Raw genomic sequence first — 17247 nt, 5'->3', positions numbered from 1 at the left:
TTTCCTCACGTCATACGGTTCTGAATGAGTTATAAGATAACGCTTACAATGCATGAAGTGCAGCCTGTTGCTTGCTGTTCCTGTCTGAGTTCCATCGTAGCATGGGAGTAGCAGCGAGGTCTTTGCAGGTTTTGAACCTTTTTTATAAAAATTTAACTTTTGATGGAAATGTCCTAAGAATGAGCGGGAAACTCAAGAGGGACATATTCAGAATCAAAAAAAGGACATGTTCCCTTCGCTTGACCGAAGTGGAACACATCCTATCGATGGATCACAGTATGGATATAAGTTGATGTCTATTAGGATTAGGACAGGCGGAGTTATAACCGATCCGCTGAAGAGCGGTCGACGGTTCCCCATCTTTCCGATATTGTGCAGGCGAGATGCCCATCGTTTTCTTGAAGGCAGTACTGAAATAATGCTGGGTATCGTAACCTGCACGCTCGGCGATCATGTGGATCGGCAGTGTTGTGGAGTCCAGCAGCTGTAAAGCCTTGCGAATGCGCGCATGCGTAACAAGCGTCACGAAGGAATCATTCAGCTCTTTCTTCAGCACTCGGCTAAGATATACCGCGGACACTTGCAGACGGGAAGCCAGCGATTCCAGAGTAAGGTCCCGCTCAGCATACTCTTCCTGGATCATCTGTCTTGCCCGGCGAACCAGTGGGGACAATCGGACTTCTCCGTAGACAAGCTCACGGCAATGACGATACGTATCCGGCGTATGCTCCAGCGTCCCTGCATGGTTCTCCACATGCACATGAATTGCAATATTCAGGCAAGAACTGATCTGCTGCTCCAGGATGGACTCGATCTCTTCCGGGGCTTCCTGCCACAGACATATGCCGATCAATCCGTTGGATTCCCGGAATAACACATGTGGCAGGTCCCCCAGCAGTTCACTAATCATATTTTCCACGGCAAACAGAAACAACTGACGATCATTCTCCCGCATTAGCGTCTGACGAGCTTCGGCAGCAGGCCAGCGCACAACTCCAATCTGTACAGGTGCGTAGGATGGCAGACGCAAAAATGCGAGCTGCTCCGTGAGATCTCTCCCCTCAGCCTGTCCTTCCAGCCACTCCAGACAGAATCGCTGGCGCAGCAGCGGAATATTGCGCTCAATCTGCTGGGCAGCCTGCGTGACATATGCCATCCGCTGGTGCTCTTCATCCAAGCGCTGACTCAATCGCTCAAGTGCAGCATACAGCTGATCCGCTTGTACAGGCTTCAAGATATAATCCTCTACGCCAAGTCGAACCGCCTCTTGGGCATATGCAAATTCATCATGTCCAGAGATGATCAGGTAACGACAGCCTGGACATTTCTGCTGAAGGGCACGGATCAGTTCAATCCCATTCAGGAATGGCATATTCATATCGACCAGTACAACATCCACGCGCAAGTCTTCAGCCCGTTCCAGCGCTTCTTCACCGTCCTCCGCTTCCCCACGACCTCCATCCCAAGCGTCGTCCAGTCGATCGCATCCCGGATACCCTCCCGAATGATTGGCTCATCATCAGCGATGAGCACTCGATATTTCTTAACCGTCTGGTGATCAGATACAATCTCCGTCGCAGCAGCGATGGGGGCAGATGTCTCATCAGCTTTGGTACAGATCGTCGTTGTTGATGGTATGAATTTCATCATTCGTTCTCCTTCCTCTCTTCGTGATCCGATTGCTGCGGCGTTGGAAGTTCTCGCATCAAGGGATGAATGATCGTCACACAGGTCCCTTCTCCTTCCTGACTCTTCAGTACAATGCCATATTCATCCCCAAAGGACAATCGGACACGGGCCTGAACGTTCAGCATGCCATAGCTTTTGCCAGTCATTTCAGGCCAAGGCGCTTCCATACTTTCCAAAGGGGCTTCGAGCAGACGCTCCATCTCTGCAAGCCGTTCCTTGGACATGCCTGCGCCATCATCCTGAACGGTCAACAGCAGTCTGTCATGTTCTACCATGGCCTCTACCCGGATTTCCCCTGGCCCGCGTCTGCCCTTGATTCCGTGATAGATTGCATTCTCCACCAGAGGCTGGAGCAGCAGCTTTAGCACGTACAGTTCTCTCAGCTCCTCGGGAACAATCAACGTATACTGAAGGCGATCACGGTAACGGGTCTGCTGAATTTGCAGGTAACTGGTGATATGCTCCAGCTCGGAATGCAGCGGAATATGATCCTTTCCTTTACTGAGTCCGATACGAAATAGCCGAGACAGAGCACCAACCATGTCGGATACATCATCTACGCCCTTTTTGCGAGCCATCCAATGAATGGTGTCCAGTGTGTTATATAAAAAGTGAGGTTTGATATGCTCCTGCAAACTGCGCATGTCAGCATCCCGCTTCTGCTGCTCCCGCAGTTCATTCAGGGAGATGAGCGCCTGGATCTGTGCGAGCATTCGATTAAAGCTGTTGCCGAGCATGCCAATCTCATCGCCACGATCGCTCCAGCGGCCCGCTCTGAGATTGCCAGTCTCTGCCCTGCGCATATAGGACATCAGCCGAAAGATGGGTTGGGCTATGGACCGTGAGAACCATGAAGAGGCACTCAGACCGAACAAACACACCACGAATACAAAACTGACCACGTAAAACTGAATCTGGCGCACTTCGGTGATGGACTCTCTTGCCGGAAATACGCCCACCGTTCTCCAACCTGTAAAGGTGGAGGACTGGAACATAAATAATAACTCTCCGCCGCCGGCTTCAGCGGTAAACGTTCCACTGTCACCCGAGGGGAACCAACCTGCGGGGATATGATCAATCAGGGGATGCTCCGGCTTGTAGACGCTACGTCCTTCGGCGTCCGTAACCATCACATATCCGGATTTCCCCAATGTCACATTTCGGGCCGCCTGAGAGACGGATCTCAGCTTGAGATCAATCATAATGACCCCTCGCACACGTCCTGAGGTTTCATCGGTTACAGAGCGTGCAACCGATACAATCTCATCGTCCTTGTAACGTACATGTGTTGCAATATTGCGCTCTTTAGGCTGACCCAGCACGGTGAAGATACCCGGATTAACCGAAGCTTTTCGGTACCATTCTTCCCCGGTAAGGCTCTGCTCCGCCCGGGGGTACATCTCATTGCTGATGTAGTCACCGCTTCCGTTGACGAGAACAATCCCGGCGATCTCCGGGTACAGGGTTGTGAAACCCTGCAAGGTCTGTTTGATTCCATACAGCCGATTCGGCTCTGTTGCGGTGTTGCCTTCCTTATTCTGCGTATTGATGCCTGCATCATCATTCGGTGGCTTTTTTTCACCCATAAAGGCATCAATATCCGGGTCAAACGCAATCAGGTACGTCATGTTTTGCAGATTTTCCATTTTGCTGTTCAAGGCTTCATTCACTTTGCCAATGAGTTGCATCGTATGCCCCTCGACTTGCCTTTCTACCACCCGTTCGACTGTCCAGTTAACGAGCAACCCAAGTCCCACGGAAGGCACAATAGCGAATAGGAGAAACAGCAGCATCAGTTGATAACGAAGCGGCATGTTGCGCAAGCGTAAACGCCGAAATTCGTTCCCCACTCTTGAACGAATGGTTCTACGGCTCCATGATCTTGATCCTCTGGAACGCTCCTTGTTATTTGGCATAATAATCATCCACATTCGAGCGTGTCACCACGGAAATCCCTGTGTCCACCCTCTCTGGCAGCGGTGCATTCTCACCGGAAGAGGACGGGGAAGGTACCGTCAATTGATGATGCAGATGGAACAAATATTGAAGCGACCAATACCCCATGTTCCAGGTTCCCTGTGCAATCGTGGCCGATATAGTACCACCCTTGATCATATCCAATGTAACCTTATTCGTATCAAAAGATATAATGTGCAGGTCATGCCCTTCTTCTGCATTCTGGACAGCCTCACCTGCTCCTGCCCCACCGGTTGCCTCCGTCACAAAAATACCTGCCAGCTTCGGATGGGCCTTCATCATTCTTAGCGTTTCGTCTCTGGATATCCGTGTATCACCATGTCCGTCTGCAACTTCAACCACCTGTATAGACGGGTATCGCTGCTGGATCGTATCGCGGAATCCTTTGGTCCGATCCTCATGATTTTGCTGTCCCGGCAGGGTCAATACCGCGACCTCTCCCTCGCGGCCCAGCAACTCGGCCATTTTGTCAGCTGCCGTTACACCAGCCTTGTAGTTATCTGTTCCGAGAAAGGAATACGCCCGACTGCCCGGTGCATCTGCATCGAACAATACGACAGGAATATCCGCATCAATGGCCTTGTTGATTGCGGGAATCAGCGATTGCGGATCGATCGCAGATATGGCAATTCCGGCAGGTTTACGCGCGATGGCCTGCTCAATGACTGTTGTCTGCTCCTTCGCATCATACCGGGTAGCCCCTCGGTATTCGACGGTTACGCCAAGCGCATCCCCGGCATCCTCGAAGCCTTTGAGCGGGCTCTTCCAATACTCCAGCCCGGACTGGAATGTAATCATGATGTACGTCTCACCGATATCGCCACGCAGCCCCCGGTCCTCCCATGAACTGTTCACCTGACTTGTGTATTCAAATCTCAGCACATACAGCGCAAATGCCGAGATCAGCAGAATATAAACCAGCAGCATTTTTTTCATACCGTTCACTTCCTCTTGTGGTCTGAACCCCTTCACTTCGTTTTAAATTGTAAACGCAATCATTCAAAAAAGGAACCACTCTTCATTTTCTAAAAGATGCTTGTTGCTTCTTGCCCAGGTACCGTCTGCAATAATGTACTATAGCCCGGGATGTCTCTGGCGTATGATCAGGAAACCAGATGACTTTCAGAGGAGACTTCAGATGAATATTACTTTTTTTTTGATCTACTGCATTGTCGTTACCTTCACACCCGGGCCCAGCAATATCGTCATTCTATCTTCTACACAGAAGATTGGCGCGCGAAAAACGATGCCCTACGTCGGGGGAGCCACACTGGCCTTCGGTCTGCTGCTTGCTGCCTCCGCTTATTTGAATCATTTGCTTGCCGCAGTGATGCCCGGAATTCTGAAAGTGATGCAGATTGTCGGTTGTGTGTACATGCTGTATCTGGCCTATCAGGTCTACAAGATGGGTAGTACCGAGAATGCACCGAAACAGGTTACCGGCTTTTGGAACGGTCTGATCATGCAGTTTGTGAACCCCAAAGTGGTGTTATTTACCTTTACCGTCATTCCAAGCTATGTACTTCCTTATTATGATAGTTCATTATCTTCACTTTTGTTCGTGTTGCTGATTACCTTGATTGGCTTTCTGGCGTATTCAAGTTGGGTTGTTTTTGGCACGGTTTTCAGATCGCTACTGAATCGGCACCAAAAATTACTCAGTATTCTAATGGCTCTTTTTTTGTTATACTCAGCCATTATAGTATCCGGAGTCATCTAAGGTTTGGGAGGTGTGCTGCATGGAACGGTTTAACTACCAAAAATCAGAAGATGTGCTGGCACTATCCGCCAGTTTCACCGATTTTGCATATAAAAAGCATTGCCACGAAGAGTATGCAGTAGGCGTTACCCTGCGCGGTATTCAACAATATAATCTGGATGGACAGTATCAGGCTTCGCATAAGAATGGCGTCATGTTATTCAATCGGGAACAGTCCCATGATGGAAGCTCTTACGATAAGGCTGGCATTGACTATGTGATGCTGTATTTAAAGCCGGATTTGGTCGAGGAGATTATTGGCAAAAAGGAGATGCGTTTCTCCAGTCCCATCGTCTATGACCCCGAGCTTGCACGGAGTATCCTGATGCTGAACGATGCTGTTCAGCTCAGACAGAACGAAGCCGAATGCAGCGAACGGATCTTCGATCTGGTTCATCTGCTGGCCCAGAAAGAGATGCATACCAAGCTTTGGCTACCTCAGAATAGCGTAGTCCGTAAAGCCAAGGAAATGATGTTTTGCAGCACTGAGGATGTGTTGAAGCTGGACAATCTAAGCTCCGAATTTGGCATGTCCAAGTTTCAGTTTATCCGTGAATTCAAGTCACAGGCTGGCATATCACCCTACCAATTTTTCTTGAACTGCAAAGTGGAACGTGCTCGCCAGTCCATCGAAACGAAGAAAGACGTCTATGCTGCTGTTGCGGATTGCGGATTTGTCGATCTAACCCATCTGAATCGGCATTTCAAACGAGTGTTCGGCGTCACGGCTTATGAATACATGTTGCAACTGAAATAGTTCCAGTTCCATCGTCTCCGGCCCAATAATCCGGCTATGATTCGAACAATTATGAATCAGACCTTGGACTCCCCATGCAGAGCAACAATAGTTCTTAACGCTCTACATGGGGATTTTGGTTTCGTTTTCGTCGTCAACATACTTATGTTCTTCAACCGAACCCTCATTAGACCTGTAATCAGGCCCTTTTCCTTCTTCTCCACATCCACACCATGGCCAGCCCTGCTATTAGAATGACTCCACCGTACACGATGAGATCGATCGATCCATTTCCCTCACCATTGGTTCCCCCAAAATCTTCTTTACTCACAACTTTACCTGTACCCAGTAGCTTTAACTCGTCTACAGCTTGTTCAACAGCAACATTACCACTGCATAGATTCGTATGTAGCTTTTGGTCACCTTCATGCTGGTAAGCAAAGATCAGATAAGACTGATTCTTCTCCAATTGAATGCCACAGGAGCCTGAATCTCCGTCACTCCCCAGGATCTTTATCTTTTTCGTATTGATCCCCTTCCAAGCAGTATCTACATCAAAGGTATACTCTCTTATTAAGCCATCATGCTTCGACTGCTGAGCATGGCCTTTCTTCACCACTTCTCCCGTAAATACCGTTGTGAAGGTCTTCAATCTCTCTTTGGCATCACTTTCAACACAACTGCACGCATAGACTTTGCCGCCCGGAAATAGAGCTAACCCAGACATAAGCAATAGTAAGACCAACATGAACATCATCAACCGTTTCATTCCGCCTGCTCCCCTCTCACATTCTATGCTTGAACAATCAGTGTACAGGTTACATATTTTTATTGTTGCTATATATATTGTAAAATTATAGCATAATATGAATGACGCTTAGGTCATTCGTATGAGTAACCTAAGAAATCAAGCATCACGGAGGAACTCACATTATATGCCAAACTGGAAAAAGAACTTCTCCTTCCCGCTGCTCGTTGCAGCGTTATGTCTTACCGCTTTTGTAAGTATCGCCTTGTCCATCAGCGACAACCAGATTCACAGGTTTGATGATACGCTGATTGGTTGGGTTCAGGGCATGGAATCACCCGGCATGACACAATTCATGCAGTTGTTTACCTGGATTGGCAGTGAAAAGGCCGTGGTTATCATTACAATCATTGCCATGATTGTGTTATACGTTTGCCTAAAACACAAACGTGAACTGCTCTTCCTGGCTTGCGTACTCGCCGGTTCAACCCTGTTAAATGCATTGCTCAAGCTGGTATTCCAGCGTGCCAGACCTACCATTAACCGGATCATCGAAGTGAGTGGATACAGTTTCCCCAGCGGACATTCCATGGCAGCGTTCAGCCTGTATGGTGGACTGGCCTTTCTGCTCTGGAAACATGTGCCGACGGTAACGGGACGTGTGCTTATGGTCATTGCCAGTGCAGTCTTTATCCTGATTATTGGCTTGAGCCGTATATATCTCGGTGTTCACTACCCAAGTGATGTCGTTGGCGGATACTTTTTGAGTGGATGCTGGCTCGCCACATGTATATGGTTTTATCAGCGGCATTTGGAGCGTCTGTCCGAAGTGCATTCCAGAAGCGTGGCGTAAGCTCACTTTAGGCGAGAAATAATAAATCCCCGGTATTCCTGAACTAAGGATACCGGGGATTCTTCTATTCTCACACCCTGCGCTTTTATGTCTGAATTCCATCCAAAAAACCCGCTTGTCCTATTCAAAGGGACAAGCGGGTATATTTTTATACTAAATTATAGTTCTTCACCATTGGTTTCAATAACTTTTTTGTACCAGTGGAAGCTCTTCTTCGGTGTTCTGCTCAGATCCCCGTTGCCATCGTTGTCCTTGTTGACATGAATGAAGCCATAACGCTTTTTCATCTCTCCAGTGGATGCGCTGACCAAGTCGATACATCCCCACATCGTGTAGGCAATGAGATCTACGCCGTCAGCTACCGCTTCTTTCATCTGCTCAATGTGACCTCTCAGATAATCAATCCGGTAGTCATCCTGAATGGAACCGTCTGCTTCTACCACATCGACAGCACCCAGACCGTTCTCAACAACCATCAGCGGAATCTGATAACGATCATACAGATGATTCAGCGTATAACGCAGTCCTTTCGGATCGATCTGCCAGCCCCAGTCGGAAGCTTCGAGATATGGATTTTTGATGCCGCCAAGCAAGTTGCCTTCTGCTCTCTCAAGAGACTCGTCTGCACTTTCGACAAGAGACATGTAATAACTGAAGGAATAGAAGTCTACGCAGCCTTCACGCAGGGTCTGCTCGTCTCCGGGTTGCATCTCAATCTGGATGCCTTCTTCGGCGAAGAACCGTTTGGCAAATCCGGGATAAGCTCCACGCACCTGTACGTCACCACAGATCATGTTGGACAGTTGGTCTTTCTTCTGTGCAAGCAGCATGTCATCTGGATTACATGTGTTTGGATACGTTGTCATGAAGGCAACCATACAGCCAATTTTGAAATCAGGGTTGATCTCATGTCCCAATTTCACGGCTTTGGCACTGGCCACGAATTGGTGATGCAGCGCCTGGAAGCGAGTCTGTGGATCATCGATACCATCCGTTAACGTCTCTTTGCCTTCGAACAGGATACCTGCACCCATATAAGCGCCCATTGGCATCGTCAGGATGTTAATTTCATTGAACGTCAGCCAGTATTTGACCTGATCCTTATAACGGTTGAACAGGGTTGTACAATAACGGATATAACAATCAATGACTTCACGGGAAGCCCAACCGTTATACTTCTGTGTCAGACCGAACGGTGTTTCGTAGTGGGAGATCGTTACGAGCGGCTCAATATTATGCTTTTTCAACTCGGCAAAGACATTATCGTAGAACTTCAATCCTTCTTCATTCGGCTCCAGATCATAACCGTTCGGATAGATCCGGGACCAGTTGATGGACATACGGAACATCTTGAAGCCCATCTCTGCCATCATGGCAATATCCTCTTTGTAATGTCCATAGAAATCAACCGCTTCATGGCTCGGGTAATACGTACCCTCTTCCAGCACAGATGTAATCCGGCGCGGAGTCGTATGGGTTCCACCCGTCATCATGTCAGATGTGCTTGGTCCCTTGCCACCCTGGTTCCATCCACCCTCGAATTGATTGGCAGCCGTTGCGCCGCCCCAGTAGAATCCTTCTTTCATTGTCATGACCATTTCCTCCTCTTAATGTTAACTCCTCGGCAAGCAAGTCTCTTGTCTCGGTACAACGTTATATAATCCAAGTGTACCATCCATACCCTGACACCTATTGTCATGGTATAATGACAGCATGGAAAATAACCGATTATTTCGAATGTTGCTTTTGTTATTGGAGAAAAAGAAAGCCACTGCACCTGAACTCGCCCGTTTGTTCGAGATTTCTGTGCGTACGGTGTATCGTGATATCGACAGGCTGAGCGCTGCGGGTATTCCCGTCTATACCACTACCGGCAAGTATGGCGGCATTCATCTGATGGACAACTATGTCATGGACAAGTCCCTGCTGTCGGAAGAAGACCAGAACGAGATTTTGTTGGGACTATACAGTGTCAGTGCAATTCCCCACCTCAACAGTGCCCATATGCTACAACGGCTGACCGCCCTGTTTGATCACAAGCTGGATTGGATCGAATTCGATTTCTCGCCATGGGGCAGCATCCCTTTGCAAGAGAGAGAACTGTTCAATCAGGTGAAACAGGCTATTTTAACGAATCAACTGATATCGTTTCACTATGTTAACTCGGATGGGGAGAAGAGTATTCCAACCGTCCAGCCACAGAAGCTTATATTCAAAAACAACACCTGGTACTTTAAAGGTTATCTTCATGATGATCCTGACCGGAGAGAATCTGAGACGTTCAAGATGAAACGAATCACTCAGCTGACATTCCTGACCAGAAAACACGATCATCCTATAACTGAAGGATCAACCCAACCTGAATCAGCGATAGTCACTCCCCCGACCTCTCTGACACTCCTGTTCTCCAGCAGCATTGCATATAAAGTGCATGATTTTTTTGAACCGTCCCTCATTGAAAAAGAGCCTGATGGCAGGCTCCGTGTCTCCCTTGAATTGAATGTAGGCGAATGGCTATACTCCTTTCTGATGTCGTTCGGTTCGGAATTGACTGTCGTTGAACCGGCTCATGTTGGACAGGAATTGCTCCGGCGTCATATAAAGGCTGTTGAACATTTACAGAATGTCATCAACAAAATACCCGACAATGAATGATATAATATAGCCCGATACAACTTTTGACCACAGTTGACTCTCAGTCATACATCTGACCGAAGGAGGCACACTCATGCAAGACATTAGACGCAACAATGTAGAACGTTTCAAAGGTTTCGGTACGTTATACGATCAGAATCGACCTGCTGCTCCCACTGAAGTGGTGGATATTCTAACGACATATCTTGGTAGTAGGCCGCGTATGGTCGCAGATGTTGGCTGTGGTACCGGTTTATCCTCGTGGATCTGGCATAATCAGGCAGAACGCATCATCGGCTTCGAACCCAGCGATGATATGAGAGCTGTAGCTGAGTCCAAGTGGGAATCTGCGGGCAAGCCGGATAACATCCGGTTTGTATCCTGTTTGTCTCACGACCTTGGGCTTCCTGATGGCAGTGTGGATGTGCTGACATGTTCCCAATCGTTTCACTGGATGGAACCTGAATCTACACTTCGCGAGTTCGCGCGTGTACTGCGTACAGGGGGTATATTTGCTGCCTACGACTGCGACTGGCCGCCTATGCTGAACTGGCAGCTGGAACAAGCCTACATGGAGCTGAATACGGAGGCGGATCATCGAGCAGCTAGTCTGGCTCACCAAAATAACCAGGCACACAAATGGAGCAAGGATGGGCATCTGCAGCAAATTCAGCAGTCCGGGCTGTTCCGATATGTTCGGGAAATCGTGTTTCATCACCACGAGACATTCACGGCTGATCGATACGTCAATCTCGCCCTGAGCCAAGGTGGCCTGCAAACGGCGTTGAAGCTCGGAGCAGATGATCTATTAACAGCTGCCGACGATTTTAGGGCTTTGGCTACTCGTGTATTTGACGGACAATCTAGAACAGTACTCTTTTCTTATCGAATGCGCCTTGGTATTGTCTGAAAGCACTACGTGGCTTGCACCTCTCGTAACCCCAGCATTTCTAGCCGGACAACAGTCCCATATAGATCAGCTCGGACGGATTCGCTGGATTCTGGCCCAATCCCACCCGATCCCCCACTCGTGGAATCTGCATCTTGGATACCAGTGTCTCCAGCGTTCGTTGATACGGGGTGCCGTTCGTCTCTGTCACCTCAAGAACCAGCACAACAATCGGATCAAAATTAATTAGTTTACCTGTATCGGTGATGGTAATCACCGTAGCCGTAGCTGTTAAAGGCAGAGAACCACTCGTCGCCAGTTGTGCCTGCTTCGCCTCTTCGTATTGTCTAACCTGAATATAGGCTTCCATTTTAATATTTTGGACCGATAACCAGAATTCACTTCCAGAGAAGGACAGTTCACTAAGTCTGGTTGCGTGAGTCAGTACGTCCACAAAGGCAAGTTTGGAACGATAATATTGCACTTTATAATACAAGAGCGCCTTAGCCAACGGTTCCGGCAGGTCAACATCATCTGGACGTCCGTATTTCTCCAGGTAAAAATGAAGGTAGGACGTATGTATATACTCATGGGCCGTTGCATCGTTCAATTGCTGGTAATAGACGGCCTTCATCAAAGCTGTAGTCAGCTCAACTGTAAGCGTATCATCCCGATCTGGCAGCGAATGCACCGTCTCTTCCGATATTGCCGAAGCAGGGACGGACAATTGTTCAAAAACAACCGAGACCCTCCACGAGGTCTTTGCGGGAGATTTGCTTTCTTTTGCTCAAAAATTCAATCCGTTCCTTCAGCATGGTATCCCTGTTCTTTCTATATACATGAGCGAATATATTCTATCCACATCATCGGAAAATTGAAGATGGAACACCACCCTTCCAGCCAAAACAACCGAAACGGTTTCCGTTTCGGAGGTAATTGTTTTACAATAAGGAGGTTGTACACGAAGAATACAATAATGCTGTACCATGAACTGAACATGAAAGGATGCAACTATATGATTATTAAACCAAGAACACGTGGTTTTATTTGTACCACTTCCCATCCTGTAGGTTGTGCCGCACAAGTACAGGAACAGATTGATTATGTTAAATCTCAGCCGGAGCTAAGAGGACCACGGAATGTGCTCGTTATCGGTGCTTCCACCGGATACGGACTGGCTTCACGCGTTGTATCTGCCTTTGGGGCAGGAGCGAATACGATCGGCATTTACCGTTCGAGCAGTTCCACAGACAAACGCACAGCTTCAGCGGGTTGGTACAATTCGGCCGCATTCGAGAAGGCTGCTGAAGAAGCCGGCCTGAAATCGTACAGCATTACGGGTGACGCATTTGCAAACGAAACAAGAGATAAGGCCGTGGAACTGATTCGCAGTGAACTCGGTCAGGTAGATCTGGTGGTCTACAGCGTTGCATCCGCACGACGTATTGATCCGAACACCGGTGAAGTGTACAACTCTGTGTTGAAGCCGATCGGCCAATCCTACACAAACAAAACAGTAAACTTCCACACAGGGGAAATCACTTCCGTTACGCTTGAGTCGGCCATCGATGAGGAAATCCGCCAGACGGTAACTGTTATGGGTGGCGAGGATTGGGAACTATGGATGGATGCTCTGCAACAAGGTGGCGTTCTCGCTGATGATGCAACAACCATTGCTTTCTCCTACATCGGCCCTGAACTTACTCAAGCGATCTATCGCGAAGGTACCATCGGTCAGGCCAAAGATCATCTGGAAGCGACTGCACACAAGCTGAATGATCGTCTGAGTGCAACGGGTGGTCGTGCATATGTTACTGTAGCGAAAGCTCTCGTAACCCAGTCCAGCTCTGCGATTCCAGTAGTACCCCTGTATATTTCTGCCCTGTACAAAGTCATGAAGGAAAAAGGGCTGCATGAAGGATGTATCGAGCAATTGCAGCGTCTGTTTGCGGATCGGCTGTATGCAGGTGGAGAAGTTCCGACAGACGAGCAAGGACGTATTCGCATTGACGATTGGGAGATGAGAGCCGACGTTCAGGAAGAAGTGGCGAAGCTCTGGAATGAGTTGACTTCAGACAACATCTACGACTTGTCCGATCTGGAAGGTTATCGTCGCGAGTTCTTCCAATTGTTTGGTTTTGAAACCGATGGTGTGGATTATGAAGCAGACATTGATCCGAACGTTGAAGTGCTGCATTTGGTGAATTAACATTCTATTATGAAATAGGATTGATTGAGGATGAGCTTTCTAGCTCTTCCTTTTTTTATTATTTTAAACAAATTAAGATATTTAATATGTACAATTCATCACTGTATTTTCAAACGTAGGACAAAATAAAAAGAAGCACCACCATCCTGGATGATCTGCTTCTTGTGTTTGACCTTTTGCAATTTTTCCTGCTTCGTAGGCATGAGACGTACATGTTGGGATAATGCACCATAATCTCTGTTGCCTCTCCGGCTCTGTTCCGAGCACCATTGGTTCGACCGTTCTGCTTTGCGTAATGCTTTTTGTGTTTGTGTACGTGCCATAACGGGTTACACACTCCTTTGGTATAATATGCACTCAATATATCATGTGCAGCTACACAAGTGAAGGTGAACCTTTCTGGAATAAATATATACAACATACAAAAGCTATGTTACGTCTGGTAACGCTGGCTGCAACCTAGCGAGATTGCCTCTTTCGCCGGGACTGCCACGTCTCGATCGGTTCTTCATCATCTTCCTCAATTAATTCCAGTGCTTCTTCCAGTCTTCTGGACTTGAATAACACAATTAACTCCATCAGGTCTTCCCGATCCAACAGTTTCACACCATTAACCGCTGCAAGCGTTCGGCAAGCTTCAGTGTAACGGGCTGATGTCAGAACGATTGAGCGGTCCGCTTCATAATAACGCATCGATGTATAGATCTCCTGCACAGCACTTAATCCGACAGGATGGTTCGCGCCATATCGCTTCGCTTGTATCACACTTCGTCTACCCAATCTATCGACAAATACAAGATCTGCCCCAAAATCGCGGCTACTCGTCGTTTTATGAACCTCGTCATACCCGAGTTGTTCGAATAAATGGTAGAGATATAATTCGAATTCGGAACCATCCTCCATTTTGTCGATATCCTTAATCGTAATCTTCCGTGGGTTCGCTTCGCTACGTATCCGCTGTCCGCGCCCAATAACACCTCGAATAATCCAGACTATCAGTACGAATAAAACGATACATCCAATGACCCACGGGGCCACGTTTTCACTCCAGTTCATAGCTGTGCTCCTTGTTCAATTCCTATGATCTATCCCACGTATGACGCAGATATTCCTTGTCACCGCACTTCATATATCAAACTTCCCTCCTCATCGAAAGAAGATGAAATCCCTGTAACCGTTACACTTCTCCAAACAAAGATGATTCATTATACAAATGATCAAAGGTTACAGTGTACTCGGTTGAATCCCACTCGCCTTCAATGGTAAAATTCAACAATCGGTTCTATTTTGAATCGAAGAAAGGTGGTTTATCCATTGCATACATTAAACAAACACAAGTCCAAAACATGGGCTGCCCTCATTCTTGGCGGCATGCTCCTCTTCACCATGAATACAACAAGTTACGCTGCTTCCTCAACCGAACCCATGCCCAGACCGGCGTGGACGTCATCTTCCCTGATGCTGTCTGAGGTTAATACGGAAAAAGATGTCCTGATCAAGGAAATCCATGCTGTGCCTTCCAAAAATCTCGTATATGTGCACGCATCCCAGCCTGTAACCAAAACAAGCAGCAAAACAACGCTGGACTGGCAACTGGACTCGCTTCAGGCGCTGGATGCTACAACTGGACAATTGAAGTGGAATACGATATTCCATGAGAAAAGCGGTCCTTATACAACCTACTCTGATTCGGTATATACCAGCAACGGCACAGCATATGTCTATATGGAATATTCGGACAAAACCAAGAAAGTGTACTCATTCAATACATCCGGCAAGACCAACTGGATCAAAACGGTGAATTCACCTTCAAGCATTTCCCTTCTGGATAACGATACGTTGTTGATCGCTTCAAGTCAGGGTGTGCAATCTAACGGGTCCGTTCGTTCAGCCATTTCAGTGGTTGACAACAAGGGGAAGCTGATCACCCAAAAAACAATCAACGGTAACGTGCTGAAAGCAGGCCATGACCGTATTGTAGTGGATGCCAGCAGACAAACGAAGGTCGGCAACTTCTGGCAGCAAGCAGCCAATCCCAAATTGGAAATCTATGATCGTACGTTGAATCGGCTGTCCTTCTATCCATTCCCGGCCAATGCGAACACACTGGGAGATGGCGGCGGTGAATCACTGGCCATTCTGGACGATGGTTCCATCATCATGCGTGCCAATTTTGAGAACACAGGTAATCGGCTGATGGGCTTTGGCATCGATGGCAAGCTCGCTTGGGGACGTGCCATTGCTGGTGATGCCTACATTCAGACAGCTGGCAACGGCTATACCGTCTTTACAGGGCAGAAGCTGGAACTGTACACGATGAAAGGCAAAGTGACCGAGCGTATGTTCAAAGACACACAGCCTGCATTTATGCGTACCGACCAGACTCAGGATGGTCAATACCAGCTTGATTTTGCCAAAACGGGATACATTCTTGATCCACAGACACTGGAAGACGTACACGTCTACACTACCAGTGCTTCCGTTCCTTCATTGGAAAGTGTCTCCACCTATATGAATGATGTGATCTATTCGATCAACGAGGAGACTTTATCCAAATATGTGCTCAAGTCCAGTGCGGCAAAATAACAGATGAGTCTAGCTGGCTCTATATGGGCATACCCATGAGTCATACTCCATAATCTGACCCAAAAAGCCGGAGAGTTCCTGATGGAACTTTCCGGCTTTTCACATGGCCTGAATATCCATTTACTATTTCCAATGCTCGCCGATAAATTCGTCCCGCCCTGATAATGCTCGGTCTTCCTTGTAATGTTTCTCGTTTTTCTTGTGATAATCCTGGTGATAAGCTTCAGCCGGATAGAATACCGCTGCATCACGAATTTCTGTAACAATGGGCTGAACGAATCGTCCGCTGGCTGCCAGTTCTTCTCTGGACTGTTCAGCAAGCTCACGCTGACGCTCATTGTGTACAAAGATACCGGTACGGTATTGAGTGCCACGATCTTGGAACTGGCCTCCTTCGTCCGTCGGATCAATCTGGGGCCAATATAGCTCCAGCAGTCGTTCATAGGGGAATACTTTCGGATCAAATGTAATCTCAACTACTTCGGCATGACCGGTCTCTCCGGTCTTAACCTGCTCATAGGTTGGATTCTCAACATGACCGCCAGTATAGCCAGATACAATACCATGAATGCCCGGTTGCTCTTCAAAAGGGGTAACCATACACCAGAAACATCCGCCGGCAAATGTAGCTTTTTCCATTCCATTCATCCCTTCTTTTACGCATGTGTACATCCATTTTAAAACAACAAGAGGTTGATTGAAAGCCACATTCATGGCTCTCAATCAACCTCTTCATCAGCAACGCTCGGCGTTAACTGTATCATTCAAGATGTCGTGCTCTCTTGAAATGAGTTACCCGCGACTACGACCCATCGAACGGAAGATCAAGCTTACGATGGCTACAAGTACAATCGCACCAATCAGTGCAGGTACAATGTGGAATCCGCCCATCTCAGGACCCATATCTCCCAAGATTACTCCACCTAACCATCCACCGATGAAACCCGCAATAATGTTACCAATGACACCACCCGGGATGTCACGACCAACGATCAAACCTGCCAACCAACCAATGATACCACCAATAATTAATGACCATAACCAACCCATATCATTCACCTCTAATTAAAGTTTTTGTTGTCGTCTGTCTACTATTAACCGCTACAGAAGCATTTAAACAATTGGCATAAAAATTTTTGCATATTACCGTTTGTCCCTATGCATCCT

The 17247-nt window shown here is 47.6% G+C and carries 16 protein-coding genes and 1 pseudogene; 7 read left to right on the top strand and 10 right to left on the bottom strand.

All coding sequences use genetic code 11. The features are described 5' to 3' along the window. Positions 1 to 271: 271 nt before the first annotated feature. The 3 genes and pseudogenes from C0Q44_RS11005 to C0Q44_RS10995 all read right to left on the bottom strand — a co-directional run bounded on the left by C0Q44_RS11005 (position 272) and on the right by C0Q44_RS10995 (position 4602). Positions 272 to 1650 (bottom strand): annotated as a pseudogene (locus tag C0Q44_RS11005) (response regulator). Further along, positions 1647 to 3614 (bottom strand): cache domain-containing sensor histidine kinase, encoded by a 1968-nt coding sequence (locus C0Q44_RS11000; RefSeq protein WP_181150984.1) that lies wholly within the window; start codon positions 3612 to 3614, stop codon positions 1647 to 1649. The pseudogene C0Q44_RS11005 and the gene C0Q44_RS11000 overlap by 4 nt, the downstream one beginning before the upstream one ends. Continuing rightward, on the bottom strand, positions 3595 to 4602 hold the full coding sequence (locus C0Q44_RS10995; protein ID WP_105407259.1) for a substrate-binding domain-containing protein: 1008 nt from the start codon (positions 4600 to 4602) through the stop codon (positions 3595 to 3597). The genes C0Q44_RS11000 and C0Q44_RS10995 overlap by 20 nt, the downstream gene beginning before the upstream one ends. 202 nt (positions 4603 to 4804) lie before the next feature. Here C0Q44_RS10995 and C0Q44_RS10990 point away from each other — a divergent pair, with 202 nt between their 5' ends. Both C0Q44_RS10990 and C0Q44_RS10985 read left to right on the top strand, forming a co-directional pair. Beyond that, positions 4805 to 5386, top strand: a complete 582-nt coding sequence (locus C0Q44_RS10990; protein WP_105407258.1) for a LysE family translocator — start codon at positions 4805 to 4807, stop codon at positions 5384 to 5386. Positions 5387 to 5405: 19 nt separating this feature from the next. Beyond that, positions 5406 to 6182 (top strand): AraC family transcriptional regulator, encoded by a 777-nt coding sequence (locus C0Q44_RS10985; protein ID WP_105407257.1) that lies wholly within the window; start codon positions 5406 to 5408, stop codon positions 6180 to 6182. Positions 6183 to 6360: 178 nt separating this feature from the next. On the opposite strand, the gene C0Q44_RS10980 is transcribed toward C0Q44_RS10985, so the two are convergent. Beyond that, a complete protein-coding gene (locus C0Q44_RS10980) occupies positions 6361 to 6930 on the bottom strand; it encodes a hypothetical protein (RefSeq protein ID WP_105407256.1) in 570 nt (189 codons plus the stop codon). Between the two features lie 166 nt (positions 6931 to 7096). Here C0Q44_RS10980 and C0Q44_RS10975 point away from each other — a divergent pair, with 166 nt between their 5' ends. Next, positions 7097 to 7762 (top strand): phosphatase PAP2 family protein, encoded by a 666-nt coding sequence (locus tag C0Q44_RS10975; RefSeq protein WP_105407255.1) that lies wholly within the window; start codon positions 7097 to 7099, stop codon positions 7760 to 7762. 158 nt (positions 7763 to 7920) lie between these two features. On the opposite strand, the gene C0Q44_RS10970 is transcribed toward C0Q44_RS10975, so the two are convergent. Next, positions 7921 to 9354, bottom strand: a complete 1434-nt coding sequence (locus C0Q44_RS10970; RefSeq protein ID WP_105407254.1) for a glycoside hydrolase family 1 protein — start codon at positions 9352 to 9354, stop codon at positions 7921 to 7923. A gap of 121 nt (positions 9355 to 9475) precedes the next feature. On the opposite strand from C0Q44_RS10970, the gene C0Q44_RS10965 reads away from it, so the two are divergent. Both C0Q44_RS10965 and C0Q44_RS10960 read left to right on the top strand, forming a co-directional pair. Next, positions 9476 to 10417, top strand: a complete 942-nt coding sequence (locus C0Q44_RS10965) for a YafY family protein (protein WP_308737403.1) — start codon at positions 9476 to 9478, stop codon at positions 10415 to 10417. Positions 10418 to 10490: 73 nt separating this feature from the next. After that, positions 10491 to 11306, top strand: a complete 816-nt coding sequence (locus C0Q44_RS10960) for a class I SAM-dependent methyltransferase (protein WP_105407252.1) — start codon at positions 10491 to 10493, stop codon at positions 11304 to 11306. A gap of 40 nt (positions 11307 to 11346) precedes the next feature. On the opposite strand, the gene C0Q44_RS30875 is transcribed toward C0Q44_RS10960, so the two are convergent. Further along, complete coding sequence (locus tag C0Q44_RS30875) at positions 11347 to 12012, bottom strand: hypothetical protein (protein WP_258166241.1); 666 nt, start codon at positions 12010 to 12012, stop codon at positions 11347 to 11349. Positions 12013 to 12300: 288 nt separating this feature from the next. Between C0Q44_RS30875 and fabV the strand changes: the two genes are divergently transcribed. Then, a complete protein-coding gene (gene fabV, locus C0Q44_RS10950; RefSeq protein WP_105407685.1) occupies positions 12301 to 13494 on the top strand; it encodes an enoyl-ACP reductase FabV in 1194 nt (397 codons plus the stop codon). 98 nt (positions 13495 to 13592) lie between these two features. Here fabV and C0Q44_RS10945 read toward each other — a convergent pair whose 3' ends face one another. Together C0Q44_RS10945 and C0Q44_RS10940 are read right to left on the bottom strand one after the other, a co-directional pair. After that, positions 13593 to 13817 (bottom strand): hypothetical protein, encoded by a 225-nt coding sequence (locus C0Q44_RS10945; RefSeq protein ID WP_105407251.1) that lies wholly within the window; start codon positions 13815 to 13817, stop codon positions 13593 to 13595. A 136-nt stretch (positions 13818 to 13953) separates the two neighbouring features. Beyond that, a complete protein-coding gene (locus C0Q44_RS10940) occupies positions 13954 to 14550 on the bottom strand; it encodes a restriction endonuclease (RefSeq protein ID WP_105407250.1) in 597 nt (198 codons plus the stop codon). Positions 14551 to 14808: 258 nt separating this feature from the next. On the opposite strand from C0Q44_RS10940, the gene C0Q44_RS10935 reads away from it, so the two are divergent. Next, entirely contained in the window at positions 14809 to 16080 is a 1272-nt protein-coding gene (locus tag C0Q44_RS10935) for a hypothetical protein (RefSeq protein WP_105407249.1), read from the top strand. A gap of 123 nt (positions 16081 to 16203) precedes the next feature. Here the strand turns inward: C0Q44_RS10935 and msrA are convergent, their stop codons facing one another. Both msrA and C0Q44_RS10925 read right to left on the bottom strand, forming a co-directional pair. Then, positions 16204 to 16719: a peptide-methionine (S)-S-oxide reductase MsrA gene (gene msrA, locus C0Q44_RS10930; RefSeq protein WP_105407684.1), complete on the bottom strand. Its 516-nt coding sequence runs from the start codon at positions 16717 to 16719 to the stop codon at positions 16204 to 16206. Positions 16720 to 16872: 153 nt separating this feature from the next. Continuing rightward, positions 16873 to 17130: a GlsB/YeaQ/YmgE family stress response membrane protein gene (locus C0Q44_RS10925; protein ID WP_062835823.1), complete on the bottom strand. Its 258-nt coding sequence runs from the start codon at positions 17128 to 17130 to the stop codon at positions 16873 to 16875. Between the last annotated feature and the right edge of the window lie 117 nt (positions 17131 to 17247).

Source organism: Paenibacillus sp. PCH8 (assembly GCF_002968835.1).
Lineage (GTDB): Bacteria > Bacillota > Bacilli > Paenibacillales > Paenibacillaceae > Paenibacillus.
This window is presented reverse-complemented; position numbering and strand designations above follow the sequence as displayed.

Coding starts and splice junctions, on each gene's coding strand:
- C0Q44_RS10995 (WP_105407259.1), bottom strand. CDS start 4,602: ATGAAAAAAATGCTGCTGGTTTATATTCTGCTGATCTCGGCATTTGCG.
- C0Q44_RS10940 (WP_105407250.1), bottom strand. CDS start 14,550: ATGAACTGGAGTGAAAACGTGGCCCCGTGGGTCATTGGATGTATCGTT.
- msrA (WP_105407684.1), bottom strand. CDS start 16,719: ATGGAAAAAGCTACATTTGCCGGCGGATGTTTCTGGTGTATGGTTACC.
- C0Q44_RS10970 (WP_105407254.1), bottom strand. CDS start 9,354: ATGACAATGAAAGAAGGATTCTACTGGGGCGGCGCAACGGCTGCCAAT.
- C0Q44_RS10990 (WP_105407258.1), top strand. CDS start 4,805: ATGAATATTACTTTTTTTTTGATCTACTGCATTGTCGTTACCTTCACA.
- C0Q44_RS10965 (WP_308737403.1), top strand. CDS start 9,476: ATGGAAAATAACCGATTATTTCGAATGTTGCTTTTGTTATTGGAGAAA.
- fabV (WP_105407685.1), top strand. CDS start 12,301: ATGATTATTAAACCAAGAACACGTGGTTTTATTTGTACCACTTCCCAT.
- C0Q44_RS10980 (WP_105407256.1), bottom strand. CDS start 6,930: ATGAAACGGTTGATGATGTTCATGTTGGTCTTACTATTGCTTATGTCT.
- C0Q44_RS10925 (WP_062835823.1), bottom strand. CDS start 17,130: ATGGGTTGGTTATGGTCATTAATTATTGGTGGTATCATTGGTTGGTTG.
- C0Q44_RS11000 (WP_181150984.1), bottom strand. CDS start 3,614: ATGATTATTATGCCAAATAACAAGGAGCGTTCCAGAGGATCAAGATCA.
- C0Q44_RS10945 (WP_105407251.1), bottom strand. CDS start 13,817: ATGGCACGTACACAAACACAAAAAGCATTACGCAAAGCAGAACGGTCG.
- C0Q44_RS10985 (WP_105407257.1), top strand. CDS start 5,406: ATGGAACGGTTTAACTACCAAAAATCAGAAGATGTGCTGGCACTATCC.
- C0Q44_RS10960 (WP_105407252.1), top strand. CDS start 10,491: ATGCAAGACATTAGACGCAACAATGTAGAACGTTTCAAAGGTTTCGGT.
- C0Q44_RS10975 (WP_105407255.1), top strand. CDS start 7,097: ATGCCAAACTGGAAAAAGAACTTCTCCTTCCCGCTGCTCGTTGCAGCG.